21 protein-coding genes are annotated in these 26971 nt (G+C 71.9%); 13 read left to right on the top strand and 8 right to left on the bottom strand.

What is annotated here, in order from left to right:
• Window positions 1–274: 274 nt before the first annotated feature.
• From ABZU99_RS25910 to ABZU99_RS25890, 5 genes are all read right to left on the bottom strand, one after another.
• Window positions 275–2002 carry an FAD-dependent monooxygenase gene (locus ABZU99_RS25910; protein WP_356049702.1) on the bottom strand — a complete coding sequence of 576 codons (1728 nt, stop codon included), beginning with the start codon at window positions 2000–2002 and terminating at the stop codon, window positions 275–277.
• Between the two features lie 179 nt (window positions 2003–2181).
• Window positions 2182–3117 (bottom strand): amino acid ABC transporter permease, encoded by a 936-nt coding sequence (locus ABZU99_RS25905; protein ID WP_355952730.1) that lies wholly within the window; start codon window positions 3115–3117, stop codon window positions 2182–2184.
• Window positions 3114–3761, bottom strand: coding sequence for an amino acid ABC transporter permease (locus tag ABZU99_RS25900; protein WP_355952733.1), 648 nt, complete (start codon window positions 3759–3761; stop codon window positions 3114–3116). Before ABZU99_RS25900 ends, ABZU99_RS25905 begins: the two co-directional genes overlap by 4 nt.
• Before the next feature lie 72 nt (window positions 3762–3833).
• Window positions 3834–4742: a glutamate ABC transporter substrate-binding protein gene (locus ABZU99_RS25895; protein ID WP_356049704.1), complete on the bottom strand. Its 909-nt coding sequence runs from the start codon at window positions 4740–4742 to the stop codon at window positions 3834–3836.
• 70 nt (window positions 4743–4812) lie between these two features.
• Window positions 4813–5589 (bottom strand): amino acid ABC transporter ATP-binding protein, encoded by a 777-nt coding sequence (locus tag ABZU99_RS25890; protein ID WP_356049706.1) that lies wholly within the window; start codon window positions 5587–5589, stop codon window positions 4813–4815.
• 284 nt (window positions 5590–5873) lie between these two features.
• Here ABZU99_RS25890 and ABZU99_RS25885 point away from each other — a divergent pair, with 284 nt between their 5' ends.
• Entirely contained in the window at window positions 5874–6584 is a 711-nt protein-coding gene (locus ABZU99_RS25885; RefSeq protein WP_355952741.1) for a response regulator transcription factor, read from the top strand.
• Between the two features lie 19 nt (window positions 6585–6603).
• A complete protein-coding gene (locus tag ABZU99_RS25880; RefSeq protein ID WP_356049708.1) occupies window positions 6604–8064 on the top strand; it encodes a HAMP domain-containing sensor histidine kinase in 1461 nt (486 codons plus the stop codon).
• Here ABZU99_RS25880 and ABZU99_RS25875 read toward each other — a convergent pair.
• The gene (locus ABZU99_RS25875; protein ID WP_355952747.1) at window positions 8043–9032 is read right to left on the bottom strand and encodes a TAXI family TRAP transporter solute-binding subunit; all 990 of its coding nucleotides are present in this window, start codon (window positions 9030–9032) and stop codon (window positions 8043–8045) included. The two genes, ABZU99_RS25880 and ABZU99_RS25875, sit on opposite strands and share 22 nt — an antisense overlap.
• Window positions 9033–9110: 78 nt before the next feature.
• Between ABZU99_RS25875 and miaB the strand changes: the two genes are divergently transcribed.
• Window positions 9111–10601: a tRNA (N6-isopentenyl adenosine(37)-C2)-methylthiotransferase MiaB gene (gene miaB / locus ABZU99_RS25870; protein ID WP_355952750.1), complete on the top strand. Its 1491-nt coding sequence runs from the start codon at window positions 9111–9113 to the stop codon at window positions 10599–10601.
• Between the two features lie 104 nt (window positions 10602–10705).
• Window positions 10706–11452: a class III extradiol dioxygenase subunit B-like domain-containing protein gene (locus tag ABZU99_RS25865; protein ID WP_356049711.1), complete on the top strand. Its 747-nt coding sequence runs from the start codon at window positions 10706–10708 to the stop codon at window positions 11450–11452.
• A 127-nt stretch (window positions 11453–11579) separates the two neighbouring features.
• Here the strand turns inward: ABZU99_RS25865 and ABZU99_RS25860 are convergent, their stop codons facing one another.
• Entirely contained in the window at window positions 11580–11810 is a 231-nt protein-coding gene (locus ABZU99_RS25860) for an antitoxin (RefSeq protein ID WP_355952756.1), read from the bottom strand.
• Window positions 11811–12238: 428 nt separating this feature from the next.
• Between ABZU99_RS25860 and miaA the strand changes: the two genes are divergently transcribed.
• From miaA to hflX, 6 genes are all read left to right on the top strand, one after another.
• Window positions 12239–13177 carry a tRNA (adenosine(37)-N6)-dimethylallyltransferase MiaA gene (gene miaA / locus ABZU99_RS25855; protein ID WP_356049713.1) on the top strand — a complete coding sequence of 313 codons (939 nt, stop codon included), beginning with the start codon at window positions 12239–12241 and terminating at the stop codon, window positions 13175–13177.
• Window positions 13178–13285: 108 nt separating this feature from the next.
• Window positions 13286–13765: a hypothetical protein gene (locus tag ABZU99_RS25850; protein ID WP_355952800.1), complete on the top strand. Its 480-nt coding sequence runs from the start codon at window positions 13286–13288 to the stop codon at window positions 13763–13765.
• 87 nt (window positions 13766–13852) lie between these two features.
• The gene (gene dapF / locus ABZU99_RS25845) at window positions 13853–14782 is read left to right on the top strand and encodes a diaminopimelate epimerase (RefSeq protein ID WP_356049715.1); all 930 of its coding nucleotides are present in this window, start codon (window positions 13853–13855) and stop codon (window positions 14780–14782) included.
• A gap of 136 nt (window positions 14783–14918) precedes the next feature.
• Window positions 14919–17126 carry an HD domain-containing protein gene (locus tag ABZU99_RS25840; protein WP_355952766.1) on the top strand — a complete coding sequence of 736 codons (2208 nt, stop codon included), beginning with the start codon at window positions 14919–14921 and terminating at the stop codon, window positions 17124–17126.
• A gap of 104 nt (window positions 17127–17230) precedes the next feature.
• The gene (locus ABZU99_RS25835) at window positions 17231–18826 is read left to right on the top strand and encodes a M1 family metallopeptidase (RefSeq protein ID WP_355952769.1); all 1596 of its coding nucleotides are present in this window, start codon (window positions 17231–17233) and stop codon (window positions 18824–18826) included.
• A 118-nt stretch (window positions 18827–18944) separates the two neighbouring features.
• On the top strand, window positions 18945–20444 hold the full coding sequence (hflX, locus tag ABZU99_RS25830) for a GTPase HflX (protein ID WP_356049718.1): 1500 nt from the start codon (window positions 18945–18947) through the stop codon (window positions 20442–20444).
• Window positions 20445–20652: 208 nt separating this feature from the next.
• On the opposite strand, the gene ABZU99_RS25825 is transcribed toward hflX, so the two are convergent.
• A complete protein-coding gene (locus ABZU99_RS25825; protein WP_355952774.1) occupies window positions 20653–21828 on the bottom strand; it encodes a hypothetical protein in 1176 nt (391 codons plus the stop codon).
• 261 nt (window positions 21829–22089) lie between these two features.
• Here ABZU99_RS25825 and ABZU99_RS25820 point away from each other — a divergent pair, with 261 nt between their 5' ends.
• From ABZU99_RS25820 to ABZU99_RS25810, 3 genes are all read left to right on the top strand, one after another.
• Window positions 22090–23673, top strand: coding sequence for a diaminobutyrate--2-oxoglutarate transaminase family protein (locus ABZU99_RS25820; protein WP_355952802.1), 1584 nt, complete (start codon window positions 22090–22092; stop codon window positions 23671–23673).
• A 505-nt stretch (window positions 23674–24178) separates the two neighbouring features.
• The gene (locus ABZU99_RS25815; protein WP_355952804.1) at window positions 24179–26053 is read left to right on the top strand and encodes an IucA/IucC family protein; all 1875 of its coding nucleotides are present in this window, start codon (window positions 24179–24181) and stop codon (window positions 26051–26053) included.
• 107 nt (window positions 26054–26160) lie between these two features.
• Window positions 26161–26859 (top strand): GNAT family N-acetyltransferase, encoded by a 699-nt coding sequence (locus tag ABZU99_RS25810; RefSeq protein WP_355952777.1) that lies wholly within the window; start codon window positions 26161–26163, stop codon window positions 26857–26859.
• The last annotated feature ends 112 nt before the right edge of the window (window positions 26860–26971 follow it).

Raw genomic sequence — 26971 nt, 5'->3', positions numbered from 1 at the left:
CGTCGCCCGGGGTACCGGCGTGCCGTGGCCTCTCCGCCCCGTGCCGCGTCGCCCGGGTTACCGGTGTGCCGTGGCCTCTCCGCCCCGTGCCGCGTCGCCCGGGTTACCGGTGTGCCGTGGCCTCTCCGCCCCGTGCCGCGTCCCCCGCGCTACCGGCGTGCCGTCGCCTCCGCGTCCCTCGATGGCGTACCCCGCGTGGCGTCCCCGCCCCGTGCCGCGTCGCCCGGGGTACCGGCGTGCCGTGGCCTCTCCGCCCCGTGCCGCGTCCCCCGCGCTACCGGCGTGCCGTCGCCTCCGCGTCCCTCGACGGCGTACCCCGCGCGGCGTCCCCGCCCCGTGCCGCGTCCGCGCACGCGTACAGCTCGCTCGGCCGCACCCCGGACAGTGCCGCGGCGAGATGGCCGTCCGGCCGCACCAGCAGCACGGTGTGGGCCGGGGCACCCGGGTACTCCTCGGCGACCAGCAGTTCGGTCCGTACCGGCAGTGCCGCGACCGCCGCCGCGAGCCGTGGCATCAGCCCGGCGCGCATCCAGTGGCGGCGTTCCCACACCCCGGTCCCGGGGGCGATCAGCACCACCAGCAGCTCCCGGCCCAGGCGCTCGCGCAGCCGTACGAGCGAGCCGTCCGGCGCGGTCACCGGCACATCGGCGACCAGCGCCCCGGTCGGCGTGCCTACCGTGACCGAGCCCTCCGGGGGTGCCACGGGGGTCAGCGGCGAGCGTCCGTAGACCGGCGGCGCGCCCAGCGGGCCGCGGCCGAGGTGACCGTCGGTGAGCAGCGCGTCATGGCTGCGCGCCCCGCCGGGGAGCACGGTGCGCCGTACCGCGTGCCAGCCGCCGGCCGCCCGTACCAGCGGCAGCGCCTGGTCCGCCGCGCGCAGCCGGGCGCCGACGGCTCCGCGCCGTTCCGTCTGGTAGCTGTCGAGCAGCGCGTCCGAAGCCCCGTGGTGCCAGGCGAGGGACAGCTTCCAGGCGAGGTTCCCGACGTCCCGCAGCCCTTCCTCCAGCCCCTGGGTGCCGAGCGCGCCGAGCAGATGGGCCGCGTCCCCGGCCAGGAAGGCGCGACCGACGCGCCAGCGGCGCGCGAGCCGGTGGTGCACGGTGTGCACACCGGTGTCCAGTAGCTCATAGGGGAGTGCGGAATCCCCGCACCACCCCGCGAGGGTGTCGCGCACCCGGACCATCAGGGCGTCGGGGGTGACGAAATCGCGGCCCGGCGGCAGCAGCCAGTCGATCCGCCACACCCCGCGGGGCAACGGACGGGCGGTCACCTCGGCATCGATGCTGCGCCACGGCGGCGAGCGGTGCAGTACGGCCTCGCCGGGCCAGGGGAGTTCGGCGCGCAGCGCCGCGACCGCGTGCCGCTCCACCGCCGTACGGCCCGGGAAGCGCACGCCGAGGACCTTGCGGACGGTGGACCGCGGCCCGTCGCAGCCGACCACATAGCTGCCCCGCCACCAGGTGGCCTGGGCGCCCCGGGTGAGCACGCTGACCCCGTGGGCGTCCTGTTCCAAGGTGTCGAGCCGGGTGCCGGAGACGACCCGGACCAGGTCCTCGTCGCCGACGGCGGCCAGCGCCCCTCGCAGCGCCCGGGTGAGTTCGTGCTGCGGCAGATGCACCGGCGAGGTCGTCGCCGACGCCGTGGGCGCGTCCGTCTCGTCGCCCTCGTGCCCGCCGGCGGCGTCGCCGTCGCGGGCGCCGGGCAGGTCGATGCCGCGCCCGGCGCCGAAGAGGCTGCCGGGGATGAGCGGCAGCTGCCGCACCAGCTGCCGCCGCCGCAGGGTGCGCCATCCGGCCCATGGCTCCGTGCGGGCGGCGGCCCGGCAGCCCAGCCGCTCCAGCAGGGCGGCGGTGTCCGGGCGCAGCACGACGGTGCGGGCGAGGCGGCTCTCGTCGCTGCCCGAGGATTCGTCCAACAGGACGACGGGCACGTCGAGGCGGGCGAGTGCGAGGGCCAGGGTGAGGCCGACCGGACCCGCCCCGGCGACGATCACCGGGTCCACGGCGCGGTTCCTGAAGCGCTGCGGGCCGTACGTGAGGTACGGAAACTGGCAGTTGAAACCCGGTGAGCGATCACAGAAAGCATGCAACCTATTGCCGGTGCCCGCGTCAAGCGACGAAGGGGCGGTGGCGCGTGCGCCACCGCCCCGGGAGGATTCGGCGTACCCCCGTTCGGCGTACCTCAGTTCGTCTTGGCGACCGGTGCCTCCGCCGCGGGATGGTCGATGGTGTCGAGCGCGTCGCCCGCGGCGAGCGGCTGGGCGGCGTCGGCGACCGGGATGCCGGTCTTGGTGCGCCGGCCGCGCCGCTCGATCCAGGTGGCGAGCGCGGACAGGGCCATGCACATGGAGATGTAGATGACACCGCCGACGATGATCATCGGTACATATGGGTTCTCGTCGTTGACGACGATATTGCCCGCCATCTGCTGCAGCGCGTACAGCAGCTCCTCGTAGGTGATCACGAAGCCGAGCGAGGTGTCCTTCAGGGTCACCACGAGCTGGCTGATGATGGTCGGCAGCATCGCCCGCACGGCCTGGGGGATCAGGACGGTCACCATGACCTGGGTCTTGGTCATGCCCAGTGCGTACGCGGCCTCCCGCTGCCCCTTGGGCACCGCGTTGATGCCCGCCCGCAGGACTTCGGCCTGCACCGACCCGTTGTAGACGGTGAGGCCGATGACCAGCGCCCAGAAGGCCGTACCGTCGCCGCTGAATCCCAGATCGGAGCGGTAGGTCAGGAAGAGCACCCACAGCACGTAGATGGTGATCAGCAGCGGAATGGCCCGGAACAGCTCGATGAAGCCGGTGGCGAACCAGCGGACGGGCTTGTGGTCCGAGAGCCTGCCGACGGCGAGCAGGGTGCCGAGCAGCAGCGACAGGACCGCCGCCACCGCGAACACCTTGAGCGTGGTGAGCACACCGTCGCGGATATTGGTGCGCACACCCGCGTTGTTGAAGACGTTCCACATCTCCGGGGCGAACTGGCCCTTGGCATTCAGGCGCAGTACGGCGAAGAGAATGAGGCCGAGGACGGCCAGGGAACCGACGACCGAGTAAACGCGGTTGCGGATGCGGGCCTTGGGGCCCGGCGCGTCGTACAGGACGCTCGAACTCATCGGGCCACCTCCAGGCGGCTCTCCAGCAGTCGGAAGACGCCGCTGATGGCGAAGGTGATGATGAGGTAGGACAGCGCGATCCACAGGAAGATCCAGCCGATCGCGAAGCCCTTGTCACTCAGCAGCTTCGAGATATTGAACAGTTCGGTGTTGCTGAACGCGCCCGCGATGGCGGAGTTCTTGGTGAGCGCGATGAAGATGCTGCTCATGGGGGGAAGCACGGTCCGGGTGGCCTGCGGCAGGACGATCATCCGCAGGGTCTGGAAAAAGGTCATCCCCAGGCTGCGGGCGGCCTCCGCCTGGCCGAGCGGCACGGTATTGATACCGGACCGCACGGCCTCGCAGACGAAGGACGACGTATAGCAGCCCAGTGCCCCCGTCGCGAGGACGAACGGGCTCGTCCCCGGGAAGAAGATCTGGGGGATCACGAAGAACGCGACCAGGAACAGCAGGGTCAGCGGGGTGTTGCGCAGCAGGGTGACCCATGCCGTGCCGAACGCCCGCAGCGGCGGAATGGGGGACACCCGGAAGCCGGCTATGAGAATGCCCAGGACGAGGGCGAGCGCCGCACTGGCCGCCGTGATGGCAAGGGTTCCCAGGAACCCCTCGCGGAACTCGGGCAAATGATCGAGGAGTACGTTCATCGATTCTCCGCGGTAGCGGTCAGGTCAGCGGCGTGCGGAGCGCACCGGCTTCGAGGGGAACGGGGAACCTGCTCAGTAACGGGGCAGGGGCGTCTTCGGCGCGACGTAGGAGGAGCCGGACTTGCCGAGCGTGCCTTCGTACGCCTTCTTGTAGTCACCGTTCTTGATGTGCTTCTCAAGAGCGTCGGTGATCGCGTCACGCAGCACCTTGTCGCCCTTGTCCATGCCGACGCCGTAAGGCTCCTCGGTGAACGGCTTGCCGACCACCTTGAGCTTGCTCGGGCGCTGGGCGGCGTAGCCCTTGAGGATCGCGTCATCGGTGGTGACCGCGTCGACCTGGCCGTCGAGCAGCTGCTTGACGCAGAGCGAGTACTTGCCCAGCTCGGTGGTCTTGGCGCCGTACTTCGACTTCTTGATCTCCTGGAGCGGAGTGGAGCCGACGATCGAGCAGACCTTCTTGCCCTTGACGCTGTCCGGGCCGGTGATGCCCTTCTCGTCCTTGCGGACCAGCAGATCGGCGCCGGCCTGGTAGTACGGGCCCGCGAAGCCGACCTGCTTCTTGCGCTCGTCGTTGATGGTGTAGGTGCCGACGTAGTAGTCGACCTGGCCCTTGGAGATCGAGGTCTCGCGGACATTGGTGTCGACCGTCTTGAACTCGATCTGCTTCTCGGAGAAGCCGAGGTCGGCGGCGATCATCTTGGCGATCTCGATGTCGAAGCCGGAACGCTTGCCCTCGGTGTCCACGAAGCCGAGGAAGGGCTGGTCGGCCTTGGCGCCGATGACGAGCTTGCCGCGCTTCTGCGCCTTCTTCAGGGTCTGCGAGTCCAGCTTCACGTCCTTGGCGACCTTGTACGTGCCGCTCTTGACGTCGCCCCCCTTCGGCTTGTCGCCGGCGGTGCCCGAGTCGCCGCCACAGGCGGTCGCCGTCGCGGTCAGCGCGAGAATCACCGTGGCCGCCGCGGCCGTCTTACGAATGCTCATGGTGCCCATCCCTCTTGATCGAGTACGTACTGGCGGAACGTGGTGGCGGCCCGCTGAGCCGCCGCCCGGCTCAGTGGTGGAGGATCTTCGACAGGAAGTCCTTGGCCCGGTCACTGCGGGGGTTGTTGAAGAACTGGTCCGGCTCGGCCTCTTCGACGATCCGGCCGTCGGCCATGAAGACCACCCGGTTCGCGGCGGAGCGCGCGAAGCCCATCTCGTGGGTGACGACGATCATCGTCATGCCGTCCCGGGCGAGCTGCTGCATGACCTCCAGCACCTCGTTGATCATCTCCGGGTCGAGCGCCGAGGTCGGCTCGTCGAAGAGCATCACCTTGGGGTCCATGGCCAGCGCGCGGGCGATGGCCACGCGCTGCTGCTGGCCACCGGACAGCTGGGCGGGGTACTTGTCCGCCTGGGCGCCCACGCCCACCCGGTCGAGCAGCTTCCGGGCCTTCTCCTCGGCGGCCTTCTTGTTCGCCTTACGGACCTTGACCTGACCCATCGCCACGTTCTCGAGCACCGTCTTGTGCGCGAAGAGGTTGAAGGACTGGAAGACCATGCCGACGTCCGCGCGCAGCCGGGCGAGCTCCCTGCCCTCCTGGGGCAGCGGCTTGCCGTCGATCGTGATGCTGCCGGCGTCGATCGTCTCCAGCCGGTTGATCGTGCGGCACAGCGTGGACTTGCCGGACCCGGACGGCCCGATGACGACGACCACTTCGCCCCGGTTTATGGTCAGATCGATGTCCTGGAGCACATGCAGCGCGCCGAAGTGCTTGTTGACTCCTGACAGCGCGACCAACGCGTTCGCCACCGGTGTGGCGTCCTTGGTCACCGATACTTCGCTCATCGGCGTCTCGCTCCATCCTCCTCGGTTGGGAGGACCTTAATGAGCCGCTGCGACCTGCGTCATTACATCTGAGCGGAAATTGAGCATAACGATATGGCTTCGACCCGGCACGCTGTGTAAACGGGGTGAGGGGGTGGCGTACCGGCTGCATAACGGAAACCACTACGCGACGGAATGCGTCTTGACGGATGCGCCCGAATCGGGATGGATGCCCTGAGGCCATGCATCGTGGCCATCGACTCCGGGGCGCGGATCCCCCTGATGCGGAAGGTGGCGGAGGGCCGGTGAGACTGCTGCTCGTCGAGGACGACAACCATGTCGCCGCGGCCCTGTCCGCAGTGCTCTCCCGGCACGGCTTCGAGGTCACGCACGCCCGCAGCGGTGAGGAGGCGCTGCAGGCGCTGCTGCCCGACTCGGGCGCGCCCTTCGGCGTCGTGCTCCTCGACCTCGGGCTCCCGGACCAGGATGGATTCGAGGTGTGCGGCAAGATCCGCAAGCGCACCGCCACGCCAGTGATCATGGTGACGGCGCGCGCGGACGTACGCTCCCGCATACACGGCCTCAACCTCGGCGCCGACGACTATGTGGTCAAGCCGTACGACACCATGGAGCTGCTCGCCCGCATCCATGCCGTCAGCCGCCGTACCGTCACCCACGACTCCGGCACGGCCGGCGACGAGGCGCCGGACGGGCCCCAGCCGCCGCTGCGGCTCGGCGCGGTGACCATCGAGCTGCCCACCCGCCAGGTCTCGGTGGGAGGCGCCGCCGTCTCCCTCACCCGCAAGGAATTCGACCTGCTCGCGCTGCTCGCGCAGCGCCCCGGTGTGGTCTTCCGCCGTGAGCAGATCATCAGCGAGGTCTGGCGCACCAGTTGGGAGGGGACCGGGCGCACCCTGGAGGTGCACATCGCCTCGCTCCGCTCCAAGCTGCGGATGCCCGCCCTGATCGAGACGGTCCGGGGCGTGGGCTACCGCCTCGTGGCTCCGGCCGCCTGAGCGGCCAGGGCCGGCCCCGGTGCGCACCCGACTCCTCCCGCTGCTCATCGTCCTGATGGCGGGCGTGCTGCTCGCGCTCGGCTTTCCGCTGGCCGGGAGTCTGGCCGCGCGCGAACAGCAGCGGGTGGTGGTCGACCGGATCGACGACACGGCGCGGTTCGCCGCGCTCGCCCAGTTCGTCACCGTCGGCCCCTCGGACACGGCCGCCTCCGACGGGGACGAGCGGCTGGACACCCTGCGCGCCGAGCTGCGGCGCTATCACGATCTGTACGGCATCCGGGCCGGCGTCTTCTACCGGGACCGGAACGCGCGGCCCATGGCCGAGGCGCCCACCGGCTGGCGGCTGCCGGGGGGCGGCGAGGGTGCCCAGGCGTTCGACGAGGCCCTCGCCGGCCGCCGCAGCCACGACCCGCACCAGGTGTGGCCCTGGCGGCGGGGCAGGATCACCGTCGCATCGCCCGTCGTACGGGACGGCGATGTCGTGGCCGTCGTCGTCACCGACTCGCCCACCGGGCAGATGCGGTCGGGCATCCTGCACGGCTGGCTGCTGATCGGCGCGGGCGAGTGCGCCGCGATGCTGCTGGCCGTCGGGGCCGCCATCCGCCTCACCGGCTGGGTGCTGCGGCCCGTGCGGATCCTGGACACCGCCACGCACGACATCGCGACCGGACGGATGCAGTCACGGGTCGCGGCCGCCTCCGGGCCGCCGGAGCTGCGCCGACTGGCCCGCTCCTTCAACGAGATGGCCGACAACGTCGAGGAAGTCCTCGAGCAGCAGCGGGCGTTCGTCGCCGACGCCTCCCATCAGCTGCGCAATCCGCTCTCCGCGCTGCTGCTGCGCATCGAGCTGCTGGCGCTGGAACTGCCGGACGGCCACGAGGAGATCGCCTCGGTGCGCACGGAGGGCAAACGGCTGGCCCGCGTCGTCGACGACCTCCTCGACCTCGCCCTCGCCGAGCACTCCGCCGCCGACCTGCGGCTCACCGATATCGCCGCGTTGGCCGCCGACCGGGTGGACGCCTGGCTTCCGGTCGCCCGGCGCGAGGAGGTCGAGCTCGCCCACACCGGCCCCGGGGCCGTGACCGGGTGGGCCGACCCGGTGGCCCTGTCCAGCGCCCTGGACGCCGTCGTGGACAACGCCCTGAAGTTCACGCCCGGCGGAGCGCGGGTGGAGGTCTCGGCACGGACCGAAGGCGACACCGTCGCCATCACCGTCGCCGACGGCGGCCCCGGTCTCACCGAGGACGAACTCGCCCGGATCGGCGACCGCTTCTGGCGCAGCAGCCGCCACCAGAACGTCTCGGGCTCCGGCCTGGGCCTGTCCATCACCCGCGCGCTGCTCACCGCGGGCGGGGCCACGATCGCCTACGCCCCCAACGAGCCGTGCGGTCTGCGGGTGACGATCACCGTCCCGCGCACCAGGCCGCCCCGCGACCAGGGCACCGGGCCGCCTGCCGGCTACGGCTTGACCGAGCGGTAGTAGCGCGCGGCGCCCTTGTGGAGCGAGAGGGGATCGGTGAAGACGGCCGTCCGCAGATCCACCTTCTGCGCGGCGTGCACCTTCTCCCCGATGCGGTCCCGGTTCCTGATCACCGTGCGGGTGACGCCCTCGGCCAGATCGGGGTCCACCCGGTCCGTGGTGACGAGGAGATTCGGTACCGCGATCGTCTTGACTGGCTCCGGACGGCGTATCTCCCCGTACGCGTCGGCCGGCACGGTCGCCGCCCGGTAGTACCGCGTCACCCCGCCCTGCCGGTGCAGCGGCCCGGTGAGATCGCCGAGCTGGACGAGCCGGATCGGATAGTCCCGGGCCAGGGTGCGCACCGCGGTGGTGGGCAGCCCGCCCGACCAGAAGAAGGCGTCCAGCTTGCCCGCCTTCAGCAGGCCCGGCATCTTGTCGATGCCGACGCGTTCCGCCCGGATGTCCGTGCGGAAGTCGAGCCCGGCGGCCTTGATCAGGGCCCGGGTGATCAGCTGTACGCCCGAGCCGTCGTCGCCCACGCCGACCCGCAGCCGCTTCAGATCCCGGGCCGAGCGCACCTTCGAACCCCGCGGGACGACCAGCTGCATGTAGTCGTCGTACAGCCGTGCGCAGGCGCGCAGCCGCTCCGCCCCCTTGCCGTGGTACTTGGCGACCGCGTCGGTGGCGGCGATGGCGAAGGTGGCCCGGCCCTCGGCCAGCCGCTCGACGTTGTCCGGGGACCCCCTGGTCCGCACAAGCCGTACATCCACATCCGGAAGGCTTCCGGCGAGGTCCCGCTTGAGCATCTCGCCGTAGGTCTCGTAGACCCCGGTGGAGACGCCCGTCGCGAAGGTCACCCGCCCGCTGGGCGAGGGCCCGCCGCCCAGCGGCAGCAGCCACCACAGCAGCAGCGCGAGGGCGACCAGGCCCGTGGCCGCGGACTGCAGGGCGCGGCGTCTGCCGAGGGGCGGAAGAGTGACGGCCATGGCGAGGATCCTGCCAGGCCTCGTCCCCGCAAGGGAGGGGCGGGGGAGCGGCACGAACACGTACCCTGGTCGATTGAGATGAGTGCGAAGACATATGAGGTGCGCACCTACGGGTGTCAGATGAACGTCCACGACTCCGAACGGCTTTCCGGCCTCCTGGAAGACGCTGGCTATGTCCGTGCGCCGGAAGGCACCGGTGAGGGCGAGGCCGACATCGTCGTCTTCAACACCTGCGCGGTGCGGGAGAACGCCGACAACCGCCTGTACGGCAATCTGGGCCGGCTCGCACCGATCAAGGCGCGGCGCCCGGGCATGCAGATCGCCGTCGGCGGATGCCTGGCCCAGAAGGACCGCGACACCATCGTCAAGAAGGCGCCGTGGGTCGACGTGGTCTTCGGCACGCACAACATCGGCAGCCTGCCGGTGCTCCTGGAGCGGGCCCGCGTCCAGGAGGAGGCCCAGGTCGAGATCGCCGAGGCCCTGGAGGCATTCCCCTCGACGCTTCCGACCCGGCGCGAGTCCGCGTACGCGGCGTGGGTCTCCATTTCGGTCGGCTGCAACAACACCTGCACCTTCTGCATCGTCCCGGCGCTGCGCGGCAAGGAGAAGGACCGCCGCCCCGGCGACATCCTCGCCGAGGTGGAGGCGCTGGTCGCCGAGGGCGTCACCGAGATCACCCTGCTCGGCCAGAACGTGAACGCGTACGGCTCCGACATCGGCGACCGTGAGGCGTTCAGCAAGCTGCTGCGCGCGTGCGGAAGCGTGGAGGGACTGGAGCGGGTCCGGTTCACCTCGCCGCATCCACGCGACTTCACCGACGATGTCATCTCCGCCATGGCGGAGACGGAGAACGTGATGCCGCAGCTGCACATGCCACTGCAGTCCGGCTCGGACACGGTGCTGAAGGCGATGCGCCGCTCGTACCGGCAGGAGCGCTACCTCGGCATCATCGAGAAGGTGCGCGCCGCCATGCCGGACGCCGCCATCTCGACCGACATCATCGTCGGCTTCCCCGGCGAGACGGACGAGGACTTCGAGCAGACGTTGCATGTGGTGCGCGAGGCGCGGTTCGCCCAGGCGTTCACCTTCCAGTACTCCAAGCGGCCCGGGACGCCCGCCGCCGAGATGGACGGGCAGGTGCCCAAGGCGGTCGTGCAGCAGCGCTACGAGCGGCTGGTCGCCCTCCAGGAGGAGATCTCCTGGGAGGAGAACAAGAAGCAGGTCGGCCGCACTCTGGAGGTGCTGGTCGCCGAGGGCGAGGGCCGTAAGGACGACGCCACGCGGCGGCTGTCCGGCCGCGCCCCCGACAACCGCCTGGTCCACTTCGCCCGGCCCGAGGAGCCGGTGCGCCCCGGCGACGTCGTCACCGTCGACATCACCTACGCCGCACCGCACCATCTGCTGGCCGAGGGCCCGGCGCGGGGCGTGCGGCGCACCCGCGCGGGCGACGCCTGGGAGCGGCGCAACGCGGCCGAGGAGAAGAAGCCCGCGGGCGTGATGCTGGGGCTGCCCACGGTCGGCGCTCCGGCCCCGGTGCCCGCGCCCGCCGCGGGCTGCGGCTGTGACTGAGCGGGACCGACCGCTGCCGGGTCCGCGCTGAGCGGAGACGGAGCCCGTTTCCGGCCACCGGAGGACCGGCGCCCGGCCCCGGCCCGCCGGATAGGCTGGCGATCATGCTGATCGCCGCCGCCGTCTGCCCGTGTCCGCCGCTGCTGGTGCCCGAAATCGCCGCCGGTGCCGCCCCTGAGCTGGACGAGCTGCGCACGGCGTGCGTCGAGGCGGTGCGCGTGCTCGCGGCGGCGCGGCCCGAGCGTCTGATCGTCCTCGGGCCGGCCGAGCCCGCCGGGCGCGGACCTCACCCCTGCGGCACGACCGGATCGTTCCGCGGCTTCGGGGTGGACGTGGAAGTCCGGCTCGGCCGGGACGGGACGGCCGGCGGTGAGCCGGCGGGTGGTGACGCCGTGGAACCGGCTCTGCCGCCCTCGCTGGCCGTCGGGGCCTGGCTGCTGGAGCGCACGGGGTGGGACTACGAGGCCGTGGACGTGGAGGGGCTGGGCGTGGGGGAACCCCTCGCGGCCGAGCGGTGTATTGAAGTCGGAAGGGAGCTCGCCGCGCAGGCGGAGCGGGTCGCGCTGCTGGTCATGGGCGACGGCACCGCGTGCCGCACGCTGAAGGCTCCGGGCTATCTCGACGAGCGGGCGGCCCCGTTCGACGCCGAGGTGGCGCGGGCGCTGGGGGCCGCGGACGCCGGGGCCCTCGTCGCGCTCGACGAGGAGCTGGCGTACGAGCTGCAGGCGGCGGGCCGCGCGCCACTGCAGGTGCTCGCGGGGGCGGCCGAGGGGGCGCGGCTGAAGGGGGAGTTGCGGTATGACGAGGCGCCGTACGGCGTGGGGTACTTCGTGGCGACCTGGTCGTCCTAGCCCCACGAGGGCGACCGGCGGGCGGCACGGTTCCGCGTGGCCGCGAAGCCTCCGCTTCGCGGCCACGCGCCCACGGGGTACAGACGCTCTCGCCGCCGGGGCTGCGGCCCCCGCTTGCGTCGCGGCTCTAATGCCTTGGCTTGTCCTCGTCCATGCGGGAGAGGCGGGTGAGGGCGTCCTTCGCCTTGCCCGTGCCAGTTTCGATCTTGCCGCTGTACTTGCCCTTGGTCTTGGTGTCGACCGTCTTGGCGGCCTTCTCCAGACCCCGCTCGATCCTGGCCTCGTGCTGCTGCGCGAAGCTGCCGGCCTTGCCCTTCATCTGACCGGCCTTGGCCTTGAAATTGTCCATCAAGCCCATGGGGCACCTTCCCTTGTCGGATGCCTATGTGCGGGCGCCCTCACCGGCCTCGCTGTCGGCCGCCTCGGCCGCGGACCGCTGCCCCGCCGGGGTCTCCTTCTCACCCCGTGTCGCCTCCGGCTCGTCAGCGGTCCCGGGCTCCGGCTCCGCCGTCACCGCGATGGCCTCGGCTTCAGCAGCCCGTGCCTCTTCGGACGAACGGCTCGCCTCCCTCGAAGCACGACGAAACCTGGCAAACACGCCCATAACTACTCCATACCCTACTCGTGTGGGCGAAATCCCGTACCGCTCGGAGCGTCCCATTGCGCCGCTCGCGGAGACCGGTTCCCCGAACCGGTCCTCGGAACCTCGCAACAGGCAACGAACCCGGCGGTGTCCCGTCACGTCGCTCATTCGAGGAGGCCCCCAGGGTTTGCGAGACTGGTCCGGTGAATACTGCAGGCCATCCGCCGCGAGTCATCGCCGTCGTCGGCCCCACCGCGGCCGGGAAGTCCGATCTGGGCGTCGCACTCGCCCGACATCTCGACGGCGAGGTCGTCAACGCCGACTCCATGCAGCTCTACCGGGGCATGGACATCGGCACCGCCAAGCTGACGGACGATGAGCGGCACGGAGTGCCGCACCGGCTGCTGGACATCTGGGATGTGACCCAGACCGCCAGCGTCGCCGAATACCAGCGATTGGCCCGCGCCGAGATGGACCGGCTGCTCGCCGAGGGGCGCACGCCCGTCCTCGTCGGCGGCTCCGGCCTGTACATCCGCGGCGCCATCGACGCGCTGGAGTTCCCGGGCACCGACCCCGCCGTCCGGGCCAGGCTCGAGGCCGAGCTGGCGGAGCACGGCCCGGGCGTTCTGCACGCCCGGCTCGCGGCCGCCGACCCCGAGGCGGCGCGGGCGATCCTGCCCAGTAACGGCCGCCGGGTGGTGCGGGCGCTGGAGGTGATCGAGATCACCGGGCGTCCCTTCACAGCCAATCTCCCGGGCCATGAGGCCATCTACGACACCCTCCAGATCGGCGTCGACGTCGAGCGACCCGAGCTGGACGAGCGGATCGCCCTGCGGGTGGACCGGATGTGGGACGCGGGGCTGGTCGAGGAGGTCCGCCGGCTTGAGCGCGCCGGCCTGCGCTCCGGCCGCACGGCCTCCCGGGCGCTCGGCTATCAGCAGGTGCTCGCCGCGCTCGCCGGGGAGTGCACCGAGGACGAGGCGCGGGCCGAGACCGTGCGTGCCACCAAGCGGTTCGCGCGCCGCCAGGACTCCTGGTTCCGCCGCGATCCGCGGGTCCACTGGCTCAACGGCGCCGCCGCCCACCGCGGGGAACTCCTGGCACACGCGCTCGCGTTGGTTGAACGGCCGGTCACAGCCTGATCACGTGATGGCATCGGGACGCTCCGCTCGTCATGAGGGCCCCCACGGGCATGCCATCATCAAGCTCCGATCGTGCCGTGGTGTCTGGAGTTGGGAGGGCGTGTGGCGATGGAGGCCGGCCCTCGTGACGCATCGCAGCAATCGCCGCACGGCGATCCCGAGCCGCTGACCCCGGACGGCCCCGATGAGGCCGGAGCGGTCCACGAGCCCGGCGCTCCGGTCCTGGAGGACGGCTCCGAACCGGTCTCCGAGGAGTCCTTCCGCGAGCTGCGCCCGCCGCGTCGGCTGCGGATCTGGCAGATCGCGCCCATCGTGGGCCTGGCCATCCTCGGCTCGCTGATGTTCGCCTTCCCGCTCGCCTTCGAGTTCGGGGACGGCGGGGCGGTCGTGGCCATGCTCGGCTTGCTGCTCAGCTGCTGTGCGGCGGGCTGGGGGCTGATGGCCGCCCGCCGGGTGGGCTACACCTGGCCCGGACTGCCGCCCCGGGGCTCGGGCCGCCGCCCGGACTGGCGCTTCGTGGTGCTCTATGTGGTGATCGTGGCGCTGCTCGCGGCGCTCACCTTCTGGCGCGTGGCCCGCCTCCGCTGACGGGTGTCCGGCGGCCGCCCCGCAGGGGCCCGGGCCGGTGCCCCGGCACGGAGCGACGGCATGCGGGGCGCCCCGTAGGATCGAGGGATGAGCACCGCGCCCCGGCCGGCCTTTCTCAAGGGCCACGGCACCGAGAACGACTTCGTCATCGTCCCCGACCTGGACGGCAGTCTCGACCTGTCCGCGGAGGCCGTCGCCCGGATCTGCGACCGCCGGGCCGGTATCGGCGGCGACGGGCTGATCCGCGTCGTACGGTCCTCGGCGCACTCCGAGGCCCGGGGCATGGCCGACGAGGCCGAGTGGTTCATGGACTACCGCAACAGCGACGGCAGCATCGCCGAGATGTGCGGCAACGGTGTGCGGGTCTTCGCCCGCTACCTCCAGCGGGCCGGGCTGGTCGAGGCGGGTGATCTCGCGGTCGCGACCCGAGCCGGACTGCGCCACGTCCACATCGCCAAGGACGCCGGGAACACCGGTGGCACCGCGGGCACCCCGGACCGACTCGGCGCGATCACGGTCGTCATGGGCAAGGCCCTGCTGCCCGAGCCCGGCCCCGAGGGCCCGATCACGGTCACGGTCGGCGAGCACAGCTGGCCCGCCCGCCATGTGAACATGGGCAACCCGCACGCGGTCGCCTTCGTCGACGACCTCGGCCAGGCCGGCGATCTTTTCGCGGCCCCCGCCGTCCACCCCGCGTCCGTGTATCCGCACGGGACCAATGTCGAGTTCGTGGTCGACCGCGGTCCGCGCCATGTCGCGATGCGCGTGCACGAGCGCGGCTCCGGCGAGACCCGCTCCTGCGGCACCGGCGCCTGCGCCGTCATGGTGGCCGCCGCACGCCGCGACGGAGCCGACCCGGCGGTCACCGGCCGGCCCGTCACCTACACCGTGGACGTCCCCGGAGGGCGGCTTGTCATAAGCGAGCGGCCGGACGGTACGGTGGAGATGAGCGGCCCTGCCGTGATCGTGGCCGAGGGGGAGTTGGATCCCTCGTGGCTGGACACAGCGCTTGGCTGACACCTCCCTCGAATGGGTGATCCGTTTCACTCTGGGCGAGAGCCGGTCGGCCGTGCGTGATGGGCTCGATAGCATCAAGCACCGGCCCCGGGGGAGTGCCCACGCCGGTTGACGCTCGACGCCGCCGGAGGTGCCCATGAGCGCAGAGGCCACAGACCATGCCGCTCTCGGCCGCAGGCGCGGCCTCCCCCGTATCGACCTGCGCAATATCCGCAGGTTCAGCCGGGCCGCCCTGCTCGGTCCGGCGTCCCGCGGCCGGCTGCCGGACGCGATCGAGCATGTGGCGAAGGTCCACCGGGCGCACCACCCCGGCGCCGACCTGGATGTGCTGCGCCAGGCGTACGTCCTCGCCGAGTCCTCGCACCGCGGCCAGATGCGCAAGAGCGGTGAGCCGTACATCACCCATCCGCTGGCCGTCACGCTGATCCTCGCCGAACTGGGCGCCGAGACCACGACATTGACGGCCTCGCTGCTCCACGACACGGTCGAGGACACCGACGTGACCCTCGATCAGGTCGGGGAGCAGTTCGGCGAGGAGGTGCGCTATCTCGTCGACGGCGTCACCAAGTTGGAGAAGGTCGATTACGGGGCGGCCGCTGAGCCCGAGACGTTCCGCAAGATGCTCGTCGCCACCGGCAACGACGTCCGGGTCATGTCGATCAAGCTGGCCGACCGGCTGCACAATATGCGCACCCTGGGGGTGATGCGCCCCGAGAAACAGGCCCGCATCGCCAAGGTCACCCGCGATGTGCTGATCCCGCTCGCCGAGCGGCTCGGGGTGCAGGCGCTCAAGACCGAGCTGGAGGACCTGGTCTTCGCCATCCTCCACCCCGAGGAGTACGCCCGCACCCGCGACCTCCTGCTGGCCCACGCCCGCCGCCCCGACCCGCTCGCCCGCGCCGCCAAGGACGTACGCAAGGTGCTGCACGAGGCGGGCATCGCCGCAGAAGTCCTGGTCAGGCCACGGCACTTCGTGTCCGTCCACCGTGTCGGGCTCAAGCGCGGCGAGCTGACCGGCTCCGACCTCGGCCGGCTGCTCGTGCTCGTCGGCGAGGACGCCGACTGCTATGCCGTCCTCGGCGAGCTGCACACCTGTTTCACGCCGGTCATCTCGGAGTTCAAGGACTTCATCGCCGTCCCCAAGTTCAACCTCTACCAGTCGCTGCACACGGCGGTGGCGGGGCGCGGCGGCGAGGTCGCCGAAGTCCTCATCCGTACGCACCAGATGCACCGGGTGGCGGAGGCCGGGGTGATCGCGCTCGGCAATCCGTACGCCCCCACCGAGACCGCCGACGCCACCGACGGCGAGCGGTCCGACCCCACCCGCCCCGGCTGGCTGTCCCGGCTGCTCGAATGGCAGAGCGCCACCCCGGACCCCGACATCTTCTGGACCTCGCTCCGCGACGATCTCGCCCAGGACCGCGAGATCACGGTCTTCCGGTCCGACGGCGGCACGCTCGGCCTGCCCGCGGGCGCAAGCTGTGTCGACGCCGCGTACGCCCAGTACGGCGAGGACGCCCACTCCTGCATCGGGGCCCGGGTCAACGGCCGGATCGCGACGCTGAGCACGGTGCTGCACGACGGCGACACCCTGCAGCTGCTGATGGCCGGCGACGCCCGGGACACCGCATCGCACGGGCCCTCGCCCGAGTGGCTGGACCACGCCCGTACCCCCGCCGCCCGCATCGCCATCAACCGCTGGCTGGCCTCCCACCCCGGGCAGCAGCCGCAGCAGCAACAGCACCCCCAGGACGACCCTGCCGCGGATCCCGCCGCCCCGGCTCCCGAGCCCGCCTCGCACGGCGAGGGCTCCGCGCCGCCCCCCGCCGTCGCCCCCACCACCCCGGCGGCCGGGACGGGGCGCCCCGAAGCGGGCATCGTGGTCGACCTGCCCGGCGCGATCGTACGGCTCGCCCGATGCTGCACCCCTGTGCCGCCGGACGCGATCACCGGCTTCGCGGTCCGCGGTGGAGCCGTCACCGTGCACCGGGAGCAGTGTCCCGGCGTGGCGCGGATGACCGCGGCCGGGCGCGGCACGGTCCCGGTCCGCTGGGCGGACGAGGACGACGGCGACGGAGGCGGCGACTACCGCGTGACTCTCTTCGCCGAGGCGTTCAGCAGACCGCATCTCCTCGCGGATCTCACCGAGGCCATCGCCGCCGAGGGCGCGGAGGTGGTGGCCGCCGCCGTCGAGCCGCCGCGCGAGCAGCGGGTCCGCCATACGTACACGCTCCAGCTGCCCGACGCGGGCCGGCTGCCGACGCTGATGCGGGCCATGCGCAACGTGCCCGGCGTCTACGACGTGACGCGCGAGGGCCGCCGGATGGCGGCGGCGCGCTCCTGACCCCCTCGGCCGCCGACGGCTTCGGCCGGCTGACCGGAACTCCTTCGGGTGGATCGGGGCCCGGTGGGCCTGCGCCCGCCCCGGGCCGCTGGTAGCGGTAGGTCATGACGCATTCTTCGGAGCGCCGTCCCTGGACTCCGCCACGCACCGGGCGCCGCAGGACCGCTCTCGTGGCCGCCGCCATGGCGACCGTCTTCGCCGCGGTCGGCCCGTCCTCCGCCGCGGGGCCGGTGGACGCCACGGGCCCGCGCCCGCTCGGTATCGGCGACCCCCTCTACCCGCGGCTCGGCAACCCCGGGTACGACGTCAGGGCGTACGCCATCGCCCTGGACTACCGCCGCCAGGACCAGCCGCTCGGCGCCGTAACCACCATCGACGCCCGTGCCACCGCCTCCCTGCGCTCCGTGAACCTCGACTTCACCCAGGGCAGCGTGCGATCCGTGCAGGTCGACGGCGCGCGGGCCGGGTTCGTCACCACCGGTGAGGACCTGGTGATCATCCCTGCCGGACGTATCCGCCGGGGCGCCGCGTTCACGATCACCGTCCACCACACCAGCGATCCGCGCGACGGCTCGGGGGGCGGCTGGGTCCGTACCCGCGACGGACTGGCCATGGCCAATCAGGCCGACGCCGCCCACCGGGTCTTCCCCTGCAATGACCACCCCTCCGACAAGGCGCGCTTCTCCTTCCGGATCACTGCCCCGAAGGCCCTCACGGTCGTCGCGGGCGGGCTTTTGGGCAAGCGCGTCCGCAAGGGGGCGCGGACCACCTGGACGTACCGCCTCGCCCACCCCATGGCCACCGAGCTGGCCCAGCTCTCCATCGGCCGCTCCGCCGTGCTGCACCGCACCGGGCCGCATCGGCTGCCGGTGCGCGACGTCGTGCCGGCGGCGGACCGCGCCCGGCTGGGGAAGTGGCTCGCACGCACCCCCGGACAGCTGGCCTGGATGGAGAAGAAGGCCGGGAGATACCCCTTCGAGAACTACGGTCTGCTGATCTCCCACGCCACCACCGGTTTCGAGCTGGAGACCCAGACGCTCTCGCTCTTCGAACGGGGTCTGTTCACCGGCCATGAGCTGCCGCGGTGGTACGTCGAATCGATCATGGTGCATGAGCTGGCGCACCAGTGGTTCGGCGACAGCGTCAGCCCGCGCCGCTGGTCCGATCTCTGGCTCAACGAGGGCCACGCCACCTGGTACGAGGCGTTGTATGCCGACGAGCGCGGCAAGGCGAGTCTGGGGCGGCGGATGCGCCTGGCGTACGGGCAGTCCGATGCCTGGCGGGCCGACGGAGGCCCGCCCGCCGCGCCGAGGCCCGCCGAGCCCGGACAGCAGATCGGCATCTTCCGCCCGGTCGTCTACGACGGCAGCGCCCTGGTGCTCTACGCGCTGCGCCAGCGGATCGGGCGCGCCGCCTTCGAACGGCTGGAACGGCAGTGGGTGCTCCGCCACCGCGACGGCGTGGCCTCGACCACGGACTTCATCCGGCTCGCCTCCGAGGTGTCGGGCCGTGACCAGGCCGGATTCCTGCGTCCCTGGCTGTACGGGACGAAGACACCGCCCATGCCCGGACACCCCCGCTGGAAGTCCGATGAGAACGACGAAAAGCCGAGCGCGAAGGGTGCCCCGTTGCCATCGGTACGGCGCGCGATGCGCCAGGCGCCCCATGCCGCCGTACAGCACGCCGCGAAACCCCGGTGACGGCCCGGCCGCCGCATGCGACCATCAACGAGTCGGCATCACGGCCGTCCCGGGGGGAATCCCACGGGCCTGTCGCGCGTTGACGACTAAGACGATGTTCCACGACGTAAGGATTCCTTTGACCCACTCCTCTTCCCTTCCGCAGGACCGGCAGCGCCTCGCCGAGAGCCTTCGGGCCGACGCCCTGATGGAAGAGGACGTCGCCTGGAGTCACGAGATCGACGAGGAGCGTGACGGCGACCAGTACGACCGCTCCGACCGTGCCGCGCTGCGGCGGGTCGTGGGGCTGTCCACCGAGCTTGAGGACGTCACCGAGGTCGAGTACCGGCAGCTGCGCCTGGAGCGCGTGGTGCTGGTCGGCGTCTGGACCTCCGGCACCATGCAGGACGCGGAGAACTCCCTGGCGGAGCTCGCCGCGCTCGCGGAGACCGCGGGCGCGCTGGTGCTCGACGGCGTCATCCAGCGCCGCGGCAAGCCGGACCCCGCCACGTACATCGGCTCCGGCAAGGCCGAGGAACTGCGCGACATCGTGGTGGAGTCCGGCGCCGACACCGTCGTCTGCGACGGTGAGCTCAGCCCCGGCCAGCTGATCCACCTTGAGGACGTCGTCAAGGTGAAGGTCGTCGACCGCACCGCGCTGATCCTCGACATCTTCGCTCAGCACGCCAAGTCCCGAGAGGGCAAGGCGCAGGTCTCGCTCGCCCAGATGCAGTACATGCTGCCGAGGCTGCGCGGCTGGGGTCAGTCACTGTCCCGGCAGATGGGTGGCGGTGGCTCCGGTTCCTCGGGCGGCGGCATGGCCACCCGTGGTCCCGGTGAGACCAAGATCGAGACGGACCGGCGGCGCATCCGCGAGAAGATGGCCAAGATGCGTCGTGAGATCGCCGAGATGAAGACCGGCCGCGACATCAAGCGGCAGGAGCGCCGGCGCAACAAGGTCCCCTCGGTCGCCATCGCCGGATACACCAACGCGGGCAAGTCCTCGCTGCTCAACCGGCTCACGGGCGCGGGCGTCCTGGTGGAGAACGCACTGTTCGCCACCCTGGACCCGACCGTGCGCCGGGCCGAGACGCCGAGCGGGCGGCTGTACACCCTGGCGGACACCGTCGGGTTTGTGCGCCATCTGCCGCATCACCTCGTGGAGGCGTTCCGCTCGACCATGGAGGAGGTCGGCGACGCCGATCTGATCCTCCATGTGGTGGACGGGTCGCATCCGGCGCCGGAGGAGCAGCTGGCCGCGGTCCGCGAAGTGATCCGCGATGTGGGCGCGGTCGATGTGCCCGAGATCGTCGTGATCAACAAGGCGGATCTGGCCGATCCGCTCGTCCTGCAGCGGCTGCTGCGCATGGAGCGGCGGGCCATGGCGGTGTCGGCCCGCAACGGGCAGGGCATCGACGAGCTGCTCGCGGTGATCGACGAGGAGCTGCCGCGGCCCCAGGTCGAGATCGAGGCACTGGTGCCGTACACCCACGGCAAGCTGGTCTCGCGGACCCATGCCGACGGTGAGGTGATCTCCGAGGAGCACACCCCGGAGGGCACGCTGCTCAAGGCACGGGTGCACGAGGAGCTGGCCGCCGAGCTGCGGCGGTTCGTCCCGGCTGCCGCCGCGCGGCACTAAGCGGATGCGGTGAAGTTCGCCGCTGATCCCTCGCCGTTCGGCCTGGCCGAGGGCTTGGACGCCGAGAAGGATCAGCACTTGACTTCGCCGTAACCGCTTAGGCCCGGTCCGGGCGCCCCGCGCACCCGGTGACATACGGCAAGGGCCCGCCCCCGGAATCCGGGGGCGGGCCCTTGAGCGTGTGGCCTGTCGGCTGGCTCGAGCGGCTCTACTGGTTCGCGAACTTCTTGCTGACCGCGTTGTAGACGCCCTTGGCCTCCGGGCCGAGGTGCGGGCCGGCCAGCCAGGTCGCGTTGGACGGGCCGATCGAGGTGTTGGACACCAGCGCCGGCTTGCCGTCCGAGCCGTTGGCGACCCAACCGCCGCCGGAGGAACCGGCGGTCATCGTGCAGCCTATTCGGTACATGGTCGGCTGCTCGGCGTCCAGCGAGAGCCGGCCCGGCTTGTCCGCGCACTGGTTCATCTTCTGACCGTCGAACGGCCGGGCGGCCGGGTATCCGGTGGCCGTGATCCGGTCGATGGACTTCACCGCGGGGGCGTTGAAGTCGACCGGCAGCGCGCCGCCGACCGTCTCCTCCAGCGACTTGCCGCCGCTGACCTCCGGCTTCACATGCATCACCGCGAAGTCGTACGGGGCGCCCTTGCCGCCGGTGGCCGCGCCGCTGTCGATCCACTGCGAGGAGGTCTGCGCCCAGTCGGCCCACCACACGCCCTTGGGGGCCAACTGCTCCTTGGTGGCGTTCTTCAGCTCGGCCTCGGACTTGCCGGCGTCGTTGTACGAGGGGACGAACATCAGGTTCTTGTACCAGCCGCCGCCCTTGCCCGCGTGGACACAGTGGCCCGCCGTCCAGACCAGGTTGGACTTGCCGGGGTGCGCGGGGTCCTGGACCACGGTCGCCGAGCAGACCATCGAGCCCTCGGGGCCGTCGAAGAAGACCTTGCCCGCGTAGGGGACCTTGCCGCTGTACGGGCTGGTGACCTCCTTGGCCGCGACAGGCTGCGGGTCGGGGTCGGTCACGCCCTGGTCGTCCGCGATGTCACTGTCGTCGACCGGCTTGTCGGGCTCCTGCGCGTCCCGCATCCGGTCCGGCTTCCACAGGCCCTTGATGATCGGGTTGATGAAGTCACCGGCCTCGCGCAGCCAGTCGTCCCTGCCCCACTTGTTCCAGGCACCGTTCTTCCACTTGTCCGGATCGATGCCGAGGTTCTTCATCTTGTCGTTGAGGTTGTCGGGCAGCTTGATGTCGCCCGTGCCCTGCTGGTCCGACGGCGCGGTCGACTTGGCCTCGGTCGTGTCGTCCGACGAGCCGCACCCGGTGGCGGTGAGCGCCAGGACGGCGGCGACGGCGGCCGCGGCCAGCGTGGGTCGGCGTTTGGATGGCATGGGCGGAACTCCCCCTGAGGTTCTGAGCTGCTCTACGGCCTGCGTGGAATTGTCATGCACCGCCCCGGCGATGGGGTGGAATCCCACTATGCCGGTGCCGCCTACGACGGCTGCAGCCGGGTCCTTGGTTCCCGGCGGGCAAGGATCTTCGGGCAGCCCGTGATCTCGGGGCTGACGCGTCGTTGGTACGTACGGGGGACAGCCGGAGGGTGTTCAGCAGCAGGAGGACCGAGAGTCATGGCCGTGACCCAGCTCCCGCCGATGCCCCTGTCCGCCGTGTCCGACGACGGCGGGGCCACCCGGGGCATCCTGCGGCGCCAGGCGCTGCGCGAGTCGTCGGCCCGCACCTATGCGCGGGCGCTGCCCATCGTCCCCGTGCGCGCCCGGGGGCTGACGATCGAGGGGGCCGACGGCCGCCGCTATCTCGACTGTCTCTCCGGGGCCGGGACGCTGGCGCTGGGGCACAACCACCCGGTGGTGCTGGAGGCCGTCCGGGCGGTCCTGGACTCGGGGGCGCCTCTGCAGGTCCTGGATCTGGCCACACCGGTCAAGGACGCCTTCACCGATGAGCTGTTCGCGACCCTCCCGTCCGAACTCGCCTCCCGCGCACGGGTGCAGTTCTGCGGCCCGGCGGGCACGGACGCGGTCGAGGCGGCGCTCAAGCTGGTGCGGACCGCCACCGGGCGCGACGATCTGTTCGCCTTCTCCGGGGCGTACCACGGGATGACGGCCGGGGCGCTGGCCGCCTCCGGTGGCGCCCCGTCGCCCGGCGTGACCCGGCTGCCCTTCCCGTACGACTATCGCTGCCCATTCGGCGTGGGCGGGCGGCGCGGCGCGGAGCTCTCGGCGCGCTGGACCGAGAGCCTCCTCGACGATCCCAAGTCCGGGGTGCCGACCCCGGCGGGGATGATCCTCGAACCGGTCCAGGGCGAGGGCGGGGTGATCCCCGCACCGGACGGCTGGCTGTGCCGGATGCGCGAGATCACCGCGGCCCGCTCCATCCCGCTGATCGTGGACGAGGTGCAGACGGGCGTCGGGCGCACCGGGGCCTTCTGGGCGGTTGAGCACAGCGGTGTGGTGCCCGATGTGATGGTGCTGTCGAAGGCCATCGGTGGCAGCCTCCCGCTGGCCGTCGTGGTCTACCGCGAGGAGCTCGACGTCTGGCCCCCCGGCGCCCATGCGGGCACCTTCCGCGGCAATCAGCTGGCCATGGCGGCGGGTGCGGCGACCCTCGCCTACGTGCGCCGGAACCGGCTCGCCGAGCGGGCGGCGACCGTCGGCGAGCGGATGCTGGCGCGCTTGCGTGAACTCGCCGCTCGGTGGCCTCACATCGGGGATGTACGCGGCCGGGGCCTCATGATCGGCCTGGAACTCATCGACCCGGAGGGCGAGCCCGAACCGGCCCGGGGCGAGCCGGACTCGGGCGAATCGGCCCGGGGCGAGCCGGACTTGGGCGAATCGGCCCGGGGCGAGCCGGACTCGGGCGAACCGGTCCGGGGCGAGCGGGCCAAGGAGGCGGGACCCATGCACGAGGACGGCGAGCCCGGGACCGCCGAGGGCGCCGGTCCGTCGGGCGGGCCCCGGCCTGCCGCACCGGAGCTCGCGGCGGCCGTCCAGCGGGAGTGCCTGCACCGCGGCCTCATCGTCGAACTCGGCGGCCGCCACGCCGCGGTGATCCGTCTCCTTCCGCCGCTGACCATCACCGACGAACAGGCCGAGGCCGTCCTCGACCGGCTCGCCGACGCCCTTGACGCGGCGATCCGCGCCGCCGGGTCCCGCGCGCTCGCAGCCCCAGCCCACGAACTCCCGACGACCGCGGCGCCGTTCGCCGGAGGCCACCGGTGACGCGCCCCGCTGCCGTACGACCGCACCACCACCGCACCACCGAAGGAGGCAGGCGCCAGGCTCACGGCGTGATTGCCGGGACGCCCGCGCCGCACCTACCATGCCGCACTCCCCTGAGGGAGCCCCCTTGTCCCCCCAGCCGGAACCAGAGGCCGGTGCCATGACGGACCGCGACGCCCCCGACCGCGGCCCCGGTCTCCCGCCGAGCCTCTCCCCGTCACCCCCTGCGCCGCCGCCCACGGCGACGGAGCGGCCCGCGGTGGTGCCCACGGAGTCCCCTGCGGAGGTGGCGACGGAGCCGCCCGCGGTGGTGGTGCCGACGGTGGTGGTGCCGTCCACGGTCATGAGGCCCGCGGGGGAGCGGGCCGCCCAACCCCCGTCGGCGGCTCCACCCCTGGCCGCTCCACCCCCAGCGGCGCCGCCCGCGGTACCGCCGCCCGATGGGGTGCCGCTCGTGGACGCAGGGGGAGCGGCCGAGCCGTCCTCATCCGAGCCCCCCGTCGTCATGGCGGCGGTTCCCCGGCAGGACCGCTGCCGCCCCGAAACCCCCGGCGACCGCGCACCGGCGGATGGCCCGGACCCGCTCGACGATCCGGATCCGCAGGTCGCCGCCGACGCCGCGGCCGTCGAGAACCTGCTGCGCTGCTGGGTCCGGGAGAGCGACATCGCGCGCCCCGACGGAGACTCGCTGCGCATCCCCCTCGCCGCGAGCGGAACCGTCCTTCTCGTCCCCGTGCGGTACTGGTCGCCCACCGGCTGGCACCGCTTCGGTCCCCCGCTGCTGGAGCACGGCCCCCATGACGCCCCCGCCGTCGGCGCGGTCACCCTTGCGGCCCTGCTCACCCGCGAGGCGGCGTACAGCACGCGGCAGGACGACCCCGTCCCGGACGCCACCGACCTCGTCGGCCGGGTCGCCGACTCCGTAGGACGCACCGCCCTCTTCCTCACCCATCGACGAGCCGCCCCCGCCGACCCGGGATCGGGCACCCCGTTTCTCAGCGCGGAACAGTCTCTAGTCCTCGGCCACCCCCTTCACCCCACGCCGAAGAGCCGTGAGGGTCTCTCCGACACCGAGGCATCCGTCTTCTCACCGGAATCGCGCGGCTCCTTCCCTCTGCACTGGATCGCCGTCGACCCGTCCGTACTGGCCTGCGAGTCGGCCTGGACCGAGCGCGGCCGGACAGTGCCCGCCGAGCGGCTCGCCCTCTCGCTGGCGGGCAGCGGCCTCCAACTTCCCCCCGGATTCGTGCCCTTGCCCTTGCACCCCTGGCAGGCCCGTGAGATCCGGCACCGACCGGCGGTCGCCGGGCTCTTCGACGCGGGTCTGCTGCACGATCTGGGACCGTCCGGCGGACCCTGGCACCCCACCTCCTCCGTGCGCACCGTGTACCGGCCCGGCGCGCCCGCGATGCTGAAGCTCTCCCTCGGTCTACGGATCACCAACTCCTGTCGTGAGAACCTCCGTAAGGAGCTCCGCCGCGGCGTCGAGGTGCACCGGCTGCTCCGCAGCGGCCTGGCGGAGCAGTGGCGGGCGGCCTTCCCCGGATTTCCGGGCTTCGACATCGTCCGGGACCCGGCCTGGCTCGCCGTCGACGGACCCGACGGCGAACCCCTGACCGGAATCGACGTCGTCATCCGGCACAACCCTTTCGGTCCGGGCGACGACGCCGTGTGCGTCGCCGGACTCATCTCGCTGCGCCCCTGGCCGGGGCAGCCGGTGATGCGCTCGCGCCTCGCCCATCTCGTCGCTCGTCTCGCCGCCCGCACCGGCCGCTCCCCGGCCGCCGTGGGCGCCGAGTGGTTCCTGCGCTATCTGCACACGGTCGTTCGGCCCGTGCTCTGGCTGGACGGGGAGGCCGGGATCGCGCTCGAGGCGCACCAGCAGAACACCCTGGTGCTGCTGGATCCGGACGGCTGGCCGGTCGGCGGCCGCTACCGGGACAACCAGGGCTACTACTTCCGTGCGTCCCGGCACGCCGAGCTCCAGCGCCGACTGCCCGGCATCGGTGCCCGCAGCGACACCTTCGTGTCCGATGAGGTCACCGACGAGCGGTTTGCCTACTACCTGGGCATCAACCACGTCCTCGGCCTGATCGGTGCGTTCGGGTCCCAGCGGCTCGTGGACGAGCGAGTGCTGCTGGCCGCCTTCCGCCGCTTTCTCACCGACGCCGCGTCCGGCCGCGGCAGGACCCGCTCACCGCTCCCCGCCCGGCTGCTGGACTCTCCCACCCTGCGCTGCAAGGCCAACCTGCTCACCCGGCTGCACGGCCTGGACGAACTCGTGGGGCCGGTGGACACCCAGTCCGTCTACGTCACCATCGCCAACCCCCTTGCCGCGTGTGCCACGTCCGTCATTGCTCCTGCCGCCCCGCCGGAATGACTCCAGCTCCCCGCCATCAGGACACCACCGTCACGCCCCTCACATCACGCACTTCACCCTCACGCTCCTCACGACATGCCTGAGACCCATGAGAGGAGAGCGTCGCCGTGCCGCACACCGACTCCAGTACGAGCTCCAGCACCGACGACACCATCGACCTGCGGCTGCGCCAGGAAGAAGACGCCGCACACCTCACCGACACACACGTCCCGGGCCCAGGAACCGGCGATCGACCGGATCTGCTCGACCACATCGCCGAGTGGGGCCCCACCAGCACCACGGCGGGCGCTTTCCAGCTCGTCCCGGTCCGCATCGGGCGCGATCTGCGGCTCATCGCCCAATGGATGAACGACCCGGCCGTCGCCGCCTTCTGGGAGCTCGACGGTCCCGACGAGGCCACCGCCGGCCACCTGGGCGGCCAGCTCGACGGCGACGGCCGGAGCGTGCCGTGCCTGGGCGTCCTGGACGGCGTGCCCATGAGCTACTGGGAGGTGTACCGCGCCGATCTCGACGCGCTCGCCCGGTACTACCCCGCCCGCCCGCATGACACCGGTATCCATCTGCTCATCGGCCGGGTCAGCGATCGCGGCCGGGGGCTGGGCACGACCCTGCTCCGCGCCGCCGCCGACCTCGTCCTCGAACACCGTCCGTCCTGCCACCGTGTGGTGGCCGAACCCGATCTGCGCAACACCCCCTCCATCGCGGCCTTCCTCGGTGCGGGCTTCCGCTTCTCCGCCGAGGTCGAACTCCCCGGCAAACGCGCGGCGCTGATGCTGCGCGATCGCGCACTGCGCCACCTTCTGTGATGCTCCGTGATCATCCGTGCCCCCATGGTGATGCGCCGGCCCGGATGCGCGGCGCTACTTTTCCTACACCGCTCGTCCGGTCCGGGTTCCCGGTCAAGGAGTTCCGCCCATG

This window comes from Streptomyces sp. NPDC005266, from assembly GCF_040607655.1.
Lineage (GTDB): Bacteria > Actinomycetota > Actinomycetes > Streptomycetales > Streptomycetaceae > Streptomyces.
Note: the sequence above shows the minus strand (reverse complement) of the source record. Positions and strands in the feature narration are given on the sequence as shown.